The sequence below is a fragment of the Clostridium sp. CS1-1 genome (assembly GCF_056135525.1).
On sequence record NZ_CM148680.1, the window covers coordinates 1,166,014 to 1,181,786 of the forward strand.

The following is a 15,773-nucleotide window of genomic DNA, read 5'->3' on the forward strand; positions in this document are numbered from 1 at the left end:
AGAACTTGTGTTAACAGGAGGAATTTACTTATGAAGATTTTTTTTATATCAGATATACATGGATCCCTTTATTACACAAAGAAAGCTATAGAAAGTTTTAAGAAAGAAAAAGCAGACTTTATTGTGATTTTAGGTGATGAATTATATCATGGTGCTAGAAATCCGTTGCCAGTAGAATACAACCCAAAAGAAGTAGCACAACTTCTTAATCAATTTTCAGATAAGATTATAGCTATTAGAGGTAATTGTGATAGTGAAGTTGATGAAATGGTACTTAATTTCCCCATAATGTCAACCTACTCTACAATTCTACATAATGGTAGACGTTTATTCTTAACTCATGGGCATGTTTATAATGAGAATAACTTGCCTAAATTAGGTGATGGAGACATCTTCGTTTATGGACATACCCATATATCGAAGGCAGAAAAAAGTGGGGATTTATTTATAATAAATCCAGGTTCAATTACATTTCCTAAGGAAAATAACCCAAATTCTTATGGTGTCTTAGAAGGAGATACTATTAAGATAAAGGACTTAGAAGGAAATGTGTTTAAGGAGATTAATTTAGTTTAGGAAGTTATTTAATACTATTTTCCTATATAAGTAAGTTGAAAAAGATGTAACTTATTATTTTTATATAAAGTTATATCTTTTTTATTTTGTTAAAATTAATATAATACTAAAATATAATCTAAAAAGAAGTATATGCATAGGTAATCAAGTGAATAATGATGTAATCATTTAATTATTAACACAATTCAATGGTATCCTTGTTTTGAATATAAAATTTTTAGTAATATAATAAAAAAGGGAATTAATGATATAATCAAGGGGGATTCGGGACAAATTGAAGCTAATAAGAAAAGATGTAATTAGATTATCTATACCAATTCTTACTGAGCAGGTATTTGTAATGTCTCTCGGTATGATCAATACTATAATGGCTGGTCATATTGGTAAGGAAGCTGTGTCTGCAATTGGTATGGTAGATTCAATAAATAACATATTTATTGCTTTTTTCTCCGCATTAGCAGTAGGTGGAACTGTAGTTGTAGCTCAGTATGTTGGACAGAAAAACAATAAACTCGCAAATGAGTCAATGAAAGAGAGTTTATATTCTGGGATATTAATATCCTTTAGTATAACTATGTTAATGTGGATATTTAGACATTCAATTATAAGTATGCTTTTTGGTTTGGCCGATGGAGAAGTTATAAGTAATGCATACACATACTTAGAAATAACTCTTTTAACCTATCCTATGATTGCCTTAAGTTTAATTGCAAATGGAGTGCTAAGAGGATCAGGAGATACAAAGACTCCTATGGAAATTACTATGTTTATGAATATAATAAATGTAATTTTAAGTTATATCTTTATTTATGGAGTGTCTTTAAAAAACGCTTACTTTTACTTTTATATTCCTAGCATGGGAGTAATGGGAGCAGCTCTTGGAATTGCCGTTGCAAGAGTAACTGGTGCAATAATAATATTAATTATTTTATTAAGAGGTACAAGAATTATAAAACTCACAAAAGTTCATAAGTTTAAGTTCGATAGAGAGTTATTAAGACCTATATTTGGAGTGGGGATTCCAGCAAGTGTAGAATCACTGATGTTTAACGGAGGTAAACTAATTACTCAGATTTTTATTGTAAGTATGGGTACAGTAGCAATAGCGTCGAATGCTATTACAGGGTCTGTTGTTAATATGCTTAATGTGCCTGGAATGGCGTTAAGTATCGCTGCCACTGCATTGGTGGGACAGTATATGGGTAAAGGAGACAACGAAGAAGCTGAGAAATGTTTATCATATCTTACGAAGGCATCAACTATATGTCTAATTATTCTAGGGGCTATATCCATTCCAATAGCAAGGTTTTTAGCTTCCCTTTATACAGATAACAAGGATATAATTTTATTATCAACGAATCTTTTAAAAGTGAATGCATTATGCACTCCTCTATGGTCTATTGCATTTGTTTTACCTGCTGGACTTAAAGGAGCTGGAGATGCGAAGTACACAATGGTTACGTCTATTATAGGAATGTGGATATTTAGAATCAGTATGGGTTATGTTATAGGAATTCCTTTGAAAATGGGACTTATAGGAGTTTGGTTAGGAATGTATATAGATTGGTTTGTACGAGGAATTTTATACTATCTGAGATTTAGGAATGGAAAGTGGAAGGGATTTGTTTTAATAAAAATGGACACGTCAGTATCGAGAGGAGAATAGAAATTGGCTTCAAATAGTAATGTTATTCATAAGGATTTTATAATTACCCGTTCTTTAATATTCCTAATGGCTGCAACGTGTGGAATTACTGTAGCTAACATATATTATGCTCAGCCTCTTCTTTCAGAAATTGCTAGAGCATTTCAGGTTTCACAAGCAGATATAGGGATATTAGCAATGCTCACTCAAATTGGCTATGCAATGGGGATGTTATTTTTACTACCACTAGGAGATATAAGAGAACGACGTTCCATGATTGTATTTATGTTATGTGTGGCAGCTGGGGCACTTATTTTAATGACCGTTTCATTTAATATAACCATGCTGTTCTTTGCTGCATTTTCTGTAGGATTTGCATCTATTATACCTCAACTTATTATTCCTTTTGCGGCAAACCTTGCTTTACCAGAGGAGAGAGGTAAAGTTATTGGAAATGTAATGAGTGGACTTCTTATAGGAATACTTTTATCCCGTACCTTTAGTGGAATTATAGGAGCATCCTTTGGCTGGAAGACAGTGTATATAATAGCAGCAATTATGATGGTAATTTTAGCAGTAATACTAAAGGGACTACTGCCATTAAGTCCACCGGTATCAAATATGAACTACGTTAAATTATTAAGCTCTTTATGGGGGATATTAAAAGCTGAACCAGTTTTAAAAGAAGCCTCATTCACTGGGGCAATGCTTTTCGCAGCTTTTAGCGTATTTTGGACATCACTTGTGTTTTTGTTAGAGAGTCCTGTATATCACCTAGGTGCTCAGACAGCAGGAATGTTTGGGTTAGTTGGAGTTACTGGAGCCCTAGCTGCATCATTAGTAGGAAGGATAGCGGATGAAAAAAGCCCACGATTTACCCTTAGCATAGCCATTATTATCTGTATTTCATCCTATATTTGTTTTTGGATCTTTGGTTTTAAATTGTTGGGATTAGTTATTGGAGTTATTTTACTTGATCTTGGAACACAAGCAGGGCAGGTATCTAACCAAGCTAGAATTTTTGCATTAAATCCAGAGTCACGTAATAGAATGAATACGATTTTCATGGTATCTTATTTCATAGGTGGTTCCACGGGATCTATTATAGGGGCCTATAGTTGGTCACATTTTGGGTGGAATGGAGTATGTATATCAGGTTTGTTATTTCAGGTGATGGCACTTATAATACATTTTATCCGATGACTACCCGCTCTAATACCCCCACGCACTCTGTGAAAGCGATTCGGACCAAATCAGAGACTTGGGATCTCTGCTTTTTTTTAAGTGGGGGTAAAGAGCGGCTACGTCCCTGGATAACGATTTCTAAGCATCAGATGGAGTTAAAACTCCATCTGATGCCAAGAACTCTGTTTATGAGAAGAAAAAGTAATTAAATATGAAATTAAGATAAAATTCAAATTATTAAGTTCATAGCTTAGTAGTTTGAATTTTTATATTGCAAATAACACAAAATAGAAATCAACATAAGGTGAAACTTAAATTATATGGAGCCAGGCTATACAAAAGAGGGGAGAAAATTAAAATTGTATTATGTATATAATATATTGGTTCAATTTGTAGATAGAGCTACATTGCTGCTTATATGTTTATTTGTAGTAACAAGACTACAAAGTTTCAGAGAGATTTTTCTTAGAGAGAACTATAGAAGAAAAGATTATATAATTATATGCACAGTATTTTCTATATTTGCTGTAATGGCAACCTATACAGGATTAAATGTAGAAGGTTCCTTAGTAAATGTTAGAACGATTACTATAGTATCTGGAGGAGTAATATTTGGTCCTATTGTGGGAATCGTAACAGGAGTAGTATCTGGAGTACACAGATATCTAATAGATATAGGTGGTATAACTTCAATACCCTGTCTTATAAGTAGCATAGCTGCAGGAGGAATATCTGGATACATCAATAAAAAAATTAAAAGAAGTTATAGATGGATAGCAGGAATAATAGCAGGAGTATTCTCTGAAACTATTACGATGATACTTATACTTTTATTAAGTAAACCTCATTCTTTAGGCTTTGATATAGTATCTAAAATTGCTATTCCAATGATACTTGGTCAAATCAGTGTAGGATTTATTGTTCTACTAGTCCAAAGTGTAGAAGATGATAAAGAAAAAATAGCTGCTAAACAGGCAAAATTAGCACTTGATATAGCAAATAAGACTCTTCCATACTTTAGAAATATAAATAGTAATTCTTTAAATAAGATATGTACGATTATAAAAGAAGATATAGAAGCCGATGCAGTTGCAATAACGGATACAAAGAATATATTAGCTTACATCGGAGTCGGAGAAGAATATTACAATATTGGACATGAAATAATAACTGAAGTAACTAAGGAAGCAATAGGTAGCGGTACAATAATTATAAAAAATGATGGTCTAGAGGATAAAAGTACAATATTAAAATCTGCAATTGTAATACCACTTAAGGAGAAAAATGAAGTTATAGGGGCTTTGAAAATATATTATAAAAATTCCCATAGGATAACTTATTCATTACAAACTCTTGCAGTAGGGCTTTCACAGATTATATCGACTTTGATGGAGGTGTCAAAGATTGAACAGATGAAAGTAATGGCAAATAAAGCAGAACTTAAAGCACTTCAAAGGCAAATAAATCCTCACTTTTTATTCAATGCGTTAAATGCTATAACTTCTTTTATAAGGATAAGCCCAGATAAGGCAAGGGAACTTATAATAAATTTATCTAGCTATTTAAGATATAATTTAGAGTTAAATAATGAATTCATAGACATAAAGAAAGAACTTAAACAGGTTAAAGATTATATAGAAATAGAAAAAGCTAGGTTTGGAAATAAATTAAATATAGTCTACGATATAGACGAAGTGGATATTAAAATACCAAGTCTTACGATACAACCTTTAGTAGAAAATGCTATAGTTCATGGCATTTTAAAAGATAAAGGCTCAGGAACAGTAAAAATTATGGTAAAGGACAATGGAGAAAAAGTTAAAATATGTATAATAGATAGTGGTATAGGTATAAGTGAAGAAGTAGTAAGAAAGGTTTATAATGATGATGTCCCTGAAAATAAAATAGGGCTTTACAATGTGCATTTAAGAGTTAAACTTATTTACGGGGAAGGTCTTAGAATAAAAAGGTTAGAAAAAGGAACCAAGATAGAATTTTATATAAAAAAATCAGACTATAAAAGAGACTAAAGTAAAGTTTCTAATACAATAGCAACAAGGATATCCCTGCTTTTAAAGTTAGGTGTAATTTACAAAGTAGATACATAAAAATTATATGTAAAGAGGTGAAATCCATGAGAGCAATAATAGTTGAAGATGAATTTTTAGCAAGAGAAGAGCTTAAGCATTTTATTAAAAATTACAGCAAAATAGAAATAGTAGATGAATTTGAAGATGGAATAGAGGTACTCAAATTTATTCAACAAAATGAAGTTGAGGTTATATTCTTAGATATAAATATACCATCTCTTGATGGAGTATTACTTGCTAAAAGTATAAGTAAGTTTTCTAGAAAGCCCTATATAGTTTTTATAACGGCCTATAGGGAACATGCTGCAGAAGCTTTTGAAATAGAGGCCTTTGACTATATATTAAAACCTTATTCTGAATCTAGAATTGTATCTATGCTAAAAAAGCTAGAAAATATTAATAATAAGGAAGATAACTCTCATAAAAACAATATCTATAATAAAATTAATCTATGGAAAAATGAAAAAATAATAGTGGTAGGTATGGATGATATTTATTATTGTGCTGCAAAAGAAAGAATAACTTATGTTTTTACAAAGAACGATGAGTATTCAGTAAACCTTAGTATATCTGAGTTTTATGAGAATTTACCTAAGGATAAGTTTTTTAGATGTCATAGATCTTATATTGTGAATACGAATAAAATAACAGAGATAATACCTTGGTTTAACAACACTTACAATTTAAAACTTCAAGATATAGACTATGAAGTACCAGTTAGTAGAAGTAATATAAAAGAGTTTAAGCAAATTATGAATATATGAATGCATTCTATGTAGTTTTCTTTGCATTTCATTCAAGAATTAATAATTTTATAACTTACTGATTTATAATGAGCATGTAGATAAGATACTACAGTAAATGTTTACGACAACATAAAAACATTATTTCAGTATTTATAAATTTAAGGAGTGATTGAAATGAAGAAAACATCAGAACACCGCTTGTTAATAGTTTTAGGTACAATAATTGCTCAATTAGGATTAGGAACAATTTACACTTGGAGTTTATTTAATCAGCCACTAGTAAATAAATTTGGATGGCAGTTAAATAAAGTATCTATTACATTCTCTATCACAAGTTTTGCTTTAGCATTGTCTACATTAGCTGCAGGTAAACTTCAGGATAAGCTAGGAATTAGAAAGCTTATATCAATTGCAGGATTAGTATTAGGAGCTGGTCTGATGCTAACAGCTAGAGTAACTTCACTACCTATGTTATATATTACTGCTGGTGTAATAGTTGGAGCAGCAGATGGTATCGCATACATTACTTCACTTTCAAATTGTATTAAATGGTTTCCTGAGAAAAAAGGTCTTATATCAGGTATCTCAGTAGGGGCTTATGGAACAGGAAGTTTAGTTTTTAAATATATTAATGGAAGTTTAATTAGTAGTAAGGGAGTTTCGGGAGCATTCTTATACTGGGGAATTATAGCTATGGTTTTAGTTTTTGTTGGTGCACAGCTATTAAAAGACGCTCCAGTAGTAAGTACTGTCACTAGCAACAATTCAGATGAAAAAGAATTTTCAGTATTAGAAATGCTTAAAACTAAGGAAGCTTATCTTCTATTTGTAATATTTTTCTCAGCTTGTATGAGTGGGCTTTATTTAATAGGAATTGTTAAAGATATAGGTGTTCAATTAGTTGGGCTTAAACCAGCTGTAGCAGCAAATGCAGTAGCCATGGTGGCAATTTTTAATACATCTGGAAGGATTATACTAGGCGCTTTATCAGATAAGGTTGGAAGATTGAGAGTAGTAACTTTCACACTTACAGTTACAACTATTGCAGTATTCGTACTAAGTTTTGTACATTTAAGCTTTGGAATCTTCTTTGCCTGTGTTGCCGGAATCGCATTTTGCTTCGGTGGAAATATTACAGTATTTCCTCCTATAGTAGGTGACTTCTTCGGATTAAAGAATCAAACTAAAAACTATGGAATTATATATCAAGGTTTTGGATTCGGAGCACTTTCGGGATCATTTATCGCAGCAGTATTAGGAGGCGTTAAACCAACATTTATGGTTGTTGGAGGACTATGTTTAGTTTCAATAATCATAGCTTCTACAATAAAAGCTCCAAAACATAACAAAGATATTAAAGAAACTTATCAACTAGTAGGAAAGGTTGCTTAAAAAGCAAGTTCTATCTGATGACTGTCTCATATAATAGGTAGGTTGTATTTTACGAAATCTATTTGTATCAATGAAAGAATTGGTACAAATAGATTTTTTAAGTCATTTTTCTTTACAGTTTCTTATAAGATTAAAAACCAAATTTCGACAAAATAAGGATTGAAACGCTGTAAATGGTAGTGATACTATAAATATAGGAGTTATTAAGGACTAACTTCTAATAAAATAATGATTTAATATTAATTGAAAAATAATTTGCATAAATAGAAAGCATCGAAAGGGTAGAATTATGCTAAACTTTTTAATAAAGTATGGAATTTTAGGAATTATAATGGCTGCTTTAATTGAGCCAATTTTTATGCCGCTTCCTATGGAGGTAGTATTTATTCCAATCTCTATGTCTAATCCTGAAAAAGCATTTCTGTATTCTTTAACCTTAGTGGTTTTTTCTGCAGCAGGATCTTCCATAGGATACATACTAGGAAAAGGAATGGGAATTCATATTTTGAATAAATTAGTATCACAAGAAGCTTTAAGGAAAATTGAAGATAAGTATAATAAAAATGCATTTCTTACGATTTTAACATCTGCATTTACTCCAATCCCCTATGAAGCTTATGTACTTTCTGCAGGTATATTTAATATCAGTTTTGTGAAATTTATTGCAGCAGCAGTGATCAGCAGGATTATAAGATATGTTCCACAAGGGATTATTATTAGTTTATATGGAGTGGCTTTGATAAATGTAATAAGGAACTATACTATAGGTATTGGTATAGTTATATTTATAGTAGTATTAGTAGTAAAGTATGTTCTTAAGAGAAAGTAATTAAATTAGGTATGTTTTTGGTGACAAAGCAACATACCCTAATTTAATGTTTTTTCTTCATAATTTCTACATAACTATCAGATATTATAATAATGAAAACTGAATAAGGAGATGAATTTTATCAAAAAATAAAATTTGAAAATACTCTTGCAATATTTTATAAAGAGGAGTATTATAATTACATAACACCCCCCAGGGGGGAGGAGGTAAAAACATGAATGAAGAAAGAAAAAAAGCACTTCAATCCTTAAGAACATCAAAAGGTCAAATTGAAGGCATAATAAAGATGATAGAAGATGGGAGATATTGCATGGATATATCTAATCAAATAATCGCATCTCAGTCACTATTAAAGAAAGCAAATATGCTTATTTTAAAACAACATTTAAATCATTGTGTGAAAGATGCGTTTATGCATAATAGTGGTGAGGAGAAGGTAGATGAAATAATGGATTTACTTTCTAAACTTATGAAGGATTAGTGTAAAGGAGGAGAAGTAATGTCAAGTAGAACTTTAAAAATAGAAGGAATGACTTGTGCAGCCTGTGCAAAGGCTGTGGAAAGAGTTTCAAAAAAGCTGGATGGAGTAACAGAGGCAAATGTGAATTTTGCTACAGAAAAACTAACTATAAATTATGATGACTCAAAGTTATCACTTTCAGATATACAAATCTCAATAGAAAAAGCGGGATATAAAGCTCTAGTTGAAGCTACAAATAAAACCCTAAAGATAGAAGGGATGACCTGCGCAGCCTGTGCTAAAGCAGTGGAAAGAGCATCTAAAAAATTAGATGGAGTATATGAAGCAAATGTAAATTTTGCTACAGAAAAGTTAACTGTAAGCTTCGATGCCTCAAAAGTTTCAGTAGGAGATATTAAGAAAGCAATAGAAAAGGCTGGATATAAAGCTGCATCTGAAGCTGCAACTAAAACTTTAAAGATAGAGGGAATGACTTGTGCAGCTTGTGCGAAGGCTGTGGAAAGAGTATCTAAAAAAATAGAAGGAGTTACTGATGCAAATGTAAACTTTGCAACAGAAAAGTTAACTATAAGCTTTGAGCCATCAAAGGCTAGAGTATCTGATATTAAAAAAGCGATAGAAAAAGCAGGATATAAAGCTTTAGAAGAGGAAACTACTGTAGATGAAGATAAGGAAAAGAAAGAACGTGAAATCAGAAGTCTATGGAATAGATTCATAATATCAGCGGTATTTGGAGTTCCACTTCTTATAATTGCTATGGGGCCAATGATTTTAGAATGGTTTAATTATATGTTGCCATCGGCTATTGACCCAATGATGCATCAAAAAGTATATGCAGTTATACAGCTTGTACTTTCAATACCTATTGTAGTTGCTGGTAAGAAATATTTCACTGTAGGTTTTAAAACTTTGTTTAAGGGAAGCCCTAACATGGATTCGCTTATAGCTATAGGTTCATCAGCAGCAGTGCTATATAGTATTTTTTCAGTGGGACAAATACTTTCAGGTAATTATGAATATCATTTATACTTTGAATCTGCAGGTGTAATACTTACTCTAATAACTTTAGGTAAATATTTAGAGTCAGTGGCAAAAGGTAAAACTTCCGAAGCGATTAAGAAGCTTATGGGACTTGCTCCAAAGACGGCTATAATTATTAGAGATGACAGAGAAGAGGAAATTCCTATTGATGAGGTAGAAGTAGGAGATATAGTACTAGTAAAACCTGGAGAAAAGGTACCTGTAGATGGTGAAGTTGTAGAAGGGGTCACTTCTATAGATGAATCTATGCTAACTGGTGAAAGTATACCTGTAGAGAAAACTGTTGGAGATAAGGTTATAGGAGCAAGTATAAATAAAAATGGTTCTATAAGATACAAGGCTACTAGAGTTGGTAAGGATACAGCATTAGCTCAGATTGTTAAATTAGTAGAAGAGGCTCAAGGTTCTAAAGCTCCAATAGCAAAACTTGCAGACGTAATATCAGGATACTTTGTCCCTGTTGTAATTGTATTAGCCTTAATTGGTTCTATTGGTTGGTTACTTTATGGCGAATCAGCAGTGTTTGCACTTACTATATTCATATCAGTACTTGTAATAGCTTGTCCATGTTCTCTAGGACTTGCTACTCCAACAGCCATAATGGTTGGTACGGGAAAAGGTGCTGAACATGGAGTACTTATAAAGAGTGGTACTGCACTTGAAACAGCTCATAGAATACAAACTGTAGTGTTTGACAAGACAGGAACAATAACAGAAGGAAAGCCAAAGGTTACAGATATTGTAACTACAGGAGATGTAACAGAAGATTACCTTCTTCAGCTGGCAGCTTCTGCAGAGAAAGGATCAGAACATCCACTTGGAGAGGCTATAGTAAAAGGGGCAGAAGAAAGAGGATTAGAATTTAAAAAGCTAGATTTGTTTAAAGCAATTCCAGGTCATGGAATTGAAGTTAGTATTGATAACAAAAAAGTGCTTTTGGGAAATAGAAAACTTATGGTTGAAAGCAATATTTCCTTGGAAAACCTAGAAGAGACATCAAATAGACTAGCAACGGAAGGTAAGACACCTATGTATGTAACCCTTGAAAATAAGCTAGTTGGAATAATTGCAGTAGCAGACACTGTAAAAGAAAATAGCAAGAAGGCTATAGAAAAACTTCATGCAATGGGAATAGAAGTTGCTATGATAACTGGAGATAATAAGAAAACTGCTGAAGCTATAGCAAAACAAGTTGGTATAGATAGAATACTTGCAGAAGTTTTACCGCAGGATAAAGCTAATGAGGTTAAAAAGCTTCAAGCTGAAAATAAAAAAGTTGCTATGGTTGGAGATGGTATAAATGATGCACCAGCTCTAGCACAGGCAGATGTTGGTATAGCAATAGGTTCTGGAACAGATGTAGCTATGGAATCTGCAGACATAGTTCTTATGAGAAGTGATTTAAAGGACGTTGTTACAGCAATAGATTTAAGTAAGAAAACTATAACAAATATTAAACAAAATTTATTTTGGGCATTTGGTTATAATATTTTAGGAATACCAGTAGCTATGGGGGTTTTATATATCTTTGGAGGTCCATTATTGAATCCAATGATAGCAGCACTTGCCATGAGCTTGAGTTCAGTATCAGTACTTACAAATGCATTAAGATTGAAGGGCTTTAGACCAACTGTGTAAGGTAACAGGAGAAAACTAATAATATAATCCTGTTTATCTATATATATTTCATAAACGAAAGGGGAAATTAAAATGAAAAAGAAGATAAGGGTTGAAGGAATGAGCTGTGGACATTGCGTTAACCACGTTAAGACTGCTTTAGAAGAGATAAGTGGAGTAACTAGTGCAACTGTTGATTTAGATTCAAAAACTGCAGTAGTTGAGGCTAACGGAGAGGTTAACGATGGAGATATAAAGTTTGCTATTGAAGACGCTGGTTATGAAGTAGTAAGTATCGAAGAAGCTTAATCAAAAATAATTGTGAAGATAAAAAAGGTGGTATGTTTTGAGTGAAACATATCACCTTTTTTCTTGGTAAGTGGTGTATTATATAAGCAAATTACATTAATATATATTATAATTAACACTAAAACATTCATAGTTATTAAAATTTTTAAACTAATATTTTATCATTAAATATTAATTTAAAAATAAAAAGTAGAAAATGTTTAAGAATAGCTCGTACTTCTTATTATTTTAAATTTGATGAGTAGCAAATTGAACTATTATACTCACCACAGCAACCATAAACCAAACGATAAGTCCTAGAAAGATTGGCTTTAATCCAGTTTTAAGCATTTTCTTAAAATCTGCACTTAATCCTATAGCAGATAGTGCCATTACAATCATGAATTTTCCTAGCTCATTTAAATAGTTCACAGTATTACCTTTAAATAACCCTATAGTATTTAATAAAGAAGCTACGAGAAACCATAGTATAAACCATGGGAATATTTTTTTTAGACTGAAGTTAACTGATGAATCCTTACTTGCTTCTTTTTTCTTTTGAATTGCAATGATAATAGAGTAAATTACAGAGATAGGTATAATCATAGTAGTTCTTGTTAACTTTACTATAGTTGCATAAGCTCCAGCAGTATTACTAAAAGCATATCCAGCAGCAACTACAGAGGAAGTATCGTTAATCGCAGTTCCAGCCCAAAGACCAAAGGCCTTGTCAGAAAAGCCTAATAGATGTCCAAGAGGAGGAAAAATAAGTACAGCCATTATATTAAATAAAAATATCGTGGATATAGAATAAGCAACCTCCATCTCTTCAGCCTCAATGATAGGTGAAATAGCTGCGATTGCAGATCCACCACAAATTGCGGTTCCAACTCCAATCAAAGTTTTTAATCTATATGGAATCCCCATTAACTTACCGAAGCCATAAGCAGATAAAAAAGCAGCTGCCAAGGTAAATACCATTACGGAGAAAGAGCTTATACCCGTTTTCCAAACTTGAGTTAAGCTTAATCCTCCGCCTAGGACAATAATTGCCCACTGAAGAATCTTTTTTGATGTAAAACCTATGCCTTTCAAAGTATTTTCTGGTTTTCCAAATATATTATTAATAGTAATACCAATTACAATTCCAAAAACAGGACCACCTATTATTGGAAACAATGATCCTAGCCATGTGGCAACTGATGCTAGTACAAGAGAAAGAAGTAAGCCAGGACCGTTTTGATTTAACCAATTCATAAAATCATCTCCTAAGTTATTTAATATTATATATCTATATTAATACAAATAATTCAGAAAAACCAATTAGGAGATGTTATTCAATCATAAGTATATGTTATGGGTTAGATATCGAAATTATATTAAAAGAAATCTAAAAAACAACATGATATTACTTTATATTTTTAATCAGTCAACTGTTGCTTAATGAAATGACGGAACAACTTATTATTGTAGTAAGGTTGATATATGGTCAAAGGTTATGTTAACATTAACAAGATAATAAGAGCATATAAATAGGTGAAATAAAATGATGGATATAAGAATGAGTACTTTTTTAACAGTAGCTAAAATAAAAAACTTTACCAAAGCAGGAGAGATACTAAACTTAACTCAGCCAGCGGTGTCACAGCATATTAAGTTTTTGGAGGAGTATTATGGGGTGACCTTAATAAAGAAGCAGGGAAGAACGATTGACTTAACAGAAGCAGGAGAAATTCTTTTTAAGTACGGAAAGAGGTTAGACATACTCTATAAAAGTATAGAACTAGAATTAAAAAACACAGAGGGAATTAATAAGGTTTACAACGTTGGTGCTACTATGACTATTGGCGGATATGTGATGCCATACCTATTAGGTGAATATAAGAATATACATAAAAATATAGATATTCTTCTTGAGGTAAACAATACTGAACAAATTGTGAACAAGCTTTTAAATAGAGAAATTCATTTAGCCGTAGTGGAAGGACCTTTTGACAAGGAAAAGTTTAATTATAAGAAATTTAAAGATGATGAGTTGGTATTAGTGGTTTCTTCAAAGCATGAATTTTCTATGAGAGAAAGTGTTCAACTAGAAGAAGTATTGAAAGGAAAATTAATACTTCGAGAAAAAGGATCAGGGACAAGGAAAGTCTTTGAAAATAAGTTGCTTGAACTAGACTATAATACAGCAGAACTACAGGCTTATATGGAAATAGGAAGCATAAATGCTATAAAATCATTAGTCGAAATGAATCTGGGTTATACAATAATTTCTAAGGCAGCTATTAAAAGAGAAATGGAACTTGGAGTGGTTAAGATAATTCCTATAAAAGATGTTAAAATATATAGGAAATTTAATTTTATTTACTTAGATAACTTAGCAGAAGAATTTATAAATCATTTTATAGATTTTTGTTACACGCATATATAAATTATAGGAAGTTAAAAGGATGCCTAATTTTAAACAAAAGACACCCTTTTGCTTTTTAAACTTTTTTATAAGTTAAGCATATTGATGAATTTTTGTTTTATTAGCTATCACGTTTTTTGTGTATTAGGTCTTTCAAATCATTGATGCGCCCAGTTAATTCTTCTGCTTCAGCTTCATATTTTCTTACTGTAGCACCAGGAAGATGAATACCTGTTTGACCTAGAACGAGTATTCTTTCTTCCTCTAATTCCTCAAGGGATTCTTTAAGATCTGCAAGTAATTTTTCTAATTCAGTAGTATTCATTTTTTCGAAATCAACCATAAAATATATACTCCTTCTAAATTTAATATAATTAATTTGTTTATTTAGTTTCACTTTTAGGAATGAAAAAGTAAAATTCTGTTTCTGAGTTAAATATACTCTTCACACCATAATGAAAACCATGTAACTTTAGTATTTCACTACAAATTGCAAGGCCAAGTCCCATACCACCGCTTTTTGAATGCTTATAATATCTATTCCATACATCATCTAACATTTCCTCCTCAATACCAGTACCATAGTCCTTAACAGAAATTTTCACTCCAATCTGATCTAATGAGACCAAAATCTCTACTTTACTATCACTAAAACTAAACTTTAAAGCATTATCTATAAAATTATATAAAACCCTATGCAGGTGTTTTGGGTCTGCATTTATTTGAACATCAGGAGAAGAAATTATCATATTGATATTTTTGCTATCTGCTATAGATTTAAAGATGTGGCTAAAGCTAGATAAAAAGTCTTTTAGATTAAAGTACTCCTTGTTGATAGTATAAGCCCCGCCTTGTAATTTAGAAAGTTCAAGTAAATCTATAACTAAAGAATTTAATCTATCAACCTCTGAAATTATTTCTTTTGAGTAATATTAAAATAAAGTAAGTAATATACAAATAAATAGATGAAAATCTGTTGTTTTGAACAAGTACTATATCCCCGAGGTCAATATGGTATTTATAGTACAAAAACTCCATATTCATAGGATTTTTAAAGGCGCCTCTTTCCTTTAATGTACTAAAGTCTACAGTATTTAGAAATGGCATCATTCCCATTTTGCTATGGCTTAAAGCTATTACTGAGTCTTCTTTTATAAGAAATGCACTAAATGTTTGTGAATTAAAAGACATATCCAAGTTTGATTCCTCTGATTTAAGTAAATCATATATTTTTCTAGCTTATTTTCATAGGATTGTACTTTACGTTTTATAATTAAACTTACCTTTAAGCTTCAAGGATATTAATTTTCTCTAAGAAGTTCTTTAGCTTTTTCATCTGAGAAATTAGGTGTATAATTCTTTATCTCTTTGAATTTAGTTGTAGAGGACACGTTTTCAGAAATTCCTAATCTTTTGTATAAATCATCAAGGTTAATTCCAGTCCTTTCAGAAACTTCTTTTAATGTCATGTAC

At 31.5% G+C, this 15,773-nt stretch carries 16 protein-coding genes; 11 read left to right on the forward strand and 5 right to left on the reverse strand.

The genetic code is table 11. From position 1 onward, the window contains the following. Positions 1–30 precede the first annotated feature (30 nt). The 10 genes from yfcE (at position 31) to AC0N0V_RS05250 (ending at position 11,911) form a co-directional block, all read left to right on the forward strand. Positions 31–576, forward strand: a complete 546-nt coding sequence (gene yfcE, locus AC0N0V_RS05205) for a phosphodiesterase (protein WP_474462532.1) — start codon at positions 31–33, stop codon at positions 574–576. Positions 577–850: 274 nt separating this feature from the next. Next, the gene (locus tag AC0N0V_RS05210; RefSeq protein WP_474462533.1) at positions 851–2,242 is read left to right on the forward strand and encodes an MATE family efflux transporter; all 1,392 of its coding nucleotides are present in this window, start codon (positions 851–853) and stop codon (positions 2,240–2,242) included. 66 nt (positions 2,243–2,308) lie between these two features. Continuing rightward, positions 2,309–3,424, forward strand: a complete 1,116-nt coding sequence (locus AC0N0V_RS05215; protein ID WP_474464450.1) for an MFS transporter — start codon at positions 2,309–2,311, stop codon at positions 3,422–3,424. 341 nt (positions 3,425–3,765) lie between these two features. Continuing rightward, complete coding sequence (locus tag AC0N0V_RS05220; protein WP_474462535.1) at positions 3,766–5,436, forward strand: LytS/YhcK type 5TM receptor domain-containing protein; 1,671 nt, start codon at positions 3,766–3,768, stop codon at positions 5,434–5,436. Between the two features lie 104 nt (positions 5,437–5,540). Continuing rightward, entirely contained in the window at positions 5,541–6,260 is a 720-nt protein-coding gene (locus AC0N0V_RS05225; RefSeq protein WP_474462536.1) for a LytR/AlgR family response regulator transcription factor, read from the forward strand. Between the two features lie 156 nt (positions 6,261–6,416). Next, entirely contained in the window at positions 6,417–7,634 is a 1,218-nt protein-coding gene (locus tag AC0N0V_RS05230) for an L-lactate MFS transporter (RefSeq protein ID WP_474462538.1), read from the forward strand. Between the two features lie 289 nt (positions 7,635–7,923). Beyond that, entirely contained in the window at positions 7,924–8,463 is a 540-nt protein-coding gene (locus AC0N0V_RS05235) for a YqaA family protein (protein ID WP_474462539.1), read from the forward strand. A 214-nt stretch (positions 8,464–8,677) separates the two neighbouring features. Continuing rightward, a complete protein-coding gene (locus AC0N0V_RS05240; RefSeq protein ID WP_474462540.1) occupies positions 8,678–8,944 on the forward strand; it encodes a metal-sensing transcriptional repressor in 267 nt (88 codons plus the stop codon). An 18-nt stretch (positions 8,945–8,962) separates the two neighbouring features. Further along, positions 8,963–11,623, forward strand: coding sequence for a heavy metal translocating P-type ATPase (locus AC0N0V_RS05245; protein ID WP_474462541.1), 2,661 nt, complete (start codon positions 8,963–8,965; stop codon positions 11,621–11,623). A gap of 72 nt (positions 11,624–11,695) precedes the next feature. Continuing rightward, complete coding sequence (locus AC0N0V_RS05250) at positions 11,696–11,911, forward strand: heavy-metal-associated domain-containing protein (RefSeq protein ID WP_474462542.1); 216 nt, start codon at positions 11,696–11,698, stop codon at positions 11,909–11,911. A gap of 228 nt (positions 11,912–12,139) precedes the next feature. Here AC0N0V_RS05250 and AC0N0V_RS05255 read toward each other — a convergent pair whose 3' ends face one another. After that, the gene (locus tag AC0N0V_RS05255) at positions 12,140–13,147 is read right to left on the reverse strand and encodes a YeiH family protein (RefSeq protein ID WP_474462544.1); all 1,008 of its coding nucleotides are present in this window, start codon (positions 13,145–13,147) and stop codon (positions 12,140–12,142) included. Positions 13,148–13,436: 289 nt separating this feature from the next. Here AC0N0V_RS05255 and AC0N0V_RS05260 point away from each other — a divergent pair, with 289 nt between their 5' ends. Beyond that, complete coding sequence (locus tag AC0N0V_RS05260) at positions 13,437–14,321, forward strand: LysR family transcriptional regulator (protein WP_474462545.1); 885 nt, start codon at positions 13,437–13,439, stop codon at positions 14,319–14,321. Positions 14,322–14,421: 100 nt separating this feature from the next. Here AC0N0V_RS05260 and AC0N0V_RS05265 read toward each other — a convergent pair whose 3' ends face one another. The 4 genes from AC0N0V_RS05265 to AC0N0V_RS05280 form a co-directional block, all read right to left on the reverse strand. Then, complete coding sequence (locus tag AC0N0V_RS05265) at positions 14,422–14,643, reverse strand: hypothetical protein (protein WP_474462547.1); 222 nt, start codon at positions 14,641–14,643, stop codon at positions 14,422–14,424. A gap of 40 nt (positions 14,644–14,683) precedes the next feature. Beyond that, entirely contained in the window at positions 14,684–15,049 is a 366-nt protein-coding gene (locus AC0N0V_RS05270) for a sensor histidine kinase (protein ID WP_474462548.1), read from the reverse strand. Between the two features lie 151 nt (positions 15,050–15,200). Next, positions 15,201–15,497 (reverse strand): hypothetical protein, encoded by a 297-nt coding sequence (locus tag AC0N0V_RS05275; RefSeq protein ID WP_474462549.1) that lies wholly within the window; start codon positions 15,495–15,497, stop codon positions 15,201–15,203. 104 nt (positions 15,498–15,601) lie between these two features. Then, positions 15,602–15,769 (reverse strand): hypothetical protein, encoded by a 168-nt coding sequence (locus tag AC0N0V_RS05280; protein ID WP_474462550.1) that lies wholly within the window; start codon positions 15,767–15,769, stop codon positions 15,602–15,604. Positions 15,770–15,773 lie beyond the last annotated feature (4 nt).

Bases quoted from the DNA above. Each gene is read 5' to 3' on its own strand.
- AC0N0V_RS05250 (WP_474462542.1), top strand. From the start codon at position 11,696: ATGAAAAAGAAGATAAGGGTTGAAGGAATGAGCTGTGGACATTGCGTT.
- AC0N0V_RS05240 (WP_474462540.1), top strand. From the start codon at position 8,678: ATGAATGAAGAAAGAAAAAAAGCACTTCAATCCTTAAGAACATCAAAA.
- AC0N0V_RS05225 (WP_474462536.1), top strand. From the start codon at position 5,541: ATGAGAGCAATAATAGTTGAAGATGAATTTTTAGCAAGAGAAGAGCTT.
- AC0N0V_RS05245 (WP_474462541.1), top strand. From the start codon at position 8,963: ATGTCAAGTAGAACTTTAAAAATAGAAGGAATGACTTGTGCAGCCTGT.
- AC0N0V_RS05255 (WP_474462544.1), bottom strand. From the start codon at position 13,147: ATGAATTGGTTAAATCAAAACGGTCCTGGCTTACTTCTTTCTCTTGTA.
- AC0N0V_RS05265 (WP_474462547.1), bottom strand. From the start codon at position 14,643: ATGGTTGATTTCGAAAAAATGAATACTACTGAATTAGAAAAATTACTT.
- AC0N0V_RS05280 (WP_474462550.1), bottom strand. From the start codon at position 15,769: ATGACATTAAAAGAAGTTTCTGAAAGGACTGGAATTAACCTTGATGAT.
- AC0N0V_RS05235 (WP_474462539.1), top strand. From the start codon at position 7,924: ATGCTAAACTTTTTAATAAAGTATGGAATTTTAGGAATTATAATGGCT.
- AC0N0V_RS05260 (WP_474462545.1), top strand. From the start codon at position 13,437: ATGATGGATATAAGAATGAGTACTTTTTTAACAGTAGCTAAAATAAAA.
- yfcE (WP_474462532.1), top strand. From the start codon at position 31: ATGAAGATTTTTTTTATATCAGATATACATGGATCCCTTTATTACACA.
- AC0N0V_RS05215 (WP_474464450.1), top strand. From the start codon at position 2,309: ATGGCTGCAACGTGTGGAATTACTGTAGCTAACATATATTATGCTCAG.
- AC0N0V_RS05270 (WP_474462548.1), bottom strand. From the start codon at position 15,049: ATGATAATTTCTTCTCCTGATGTTCAAATAAATGCAGACCCAAAACAC.
- AC0N0V_RS05230 (WP_474462538.1), top strand. From the start codon at position 6,417: ATGAAGAAAACATCAGAACACCGCTTGTTAATAGTTTTAGGTACAATA.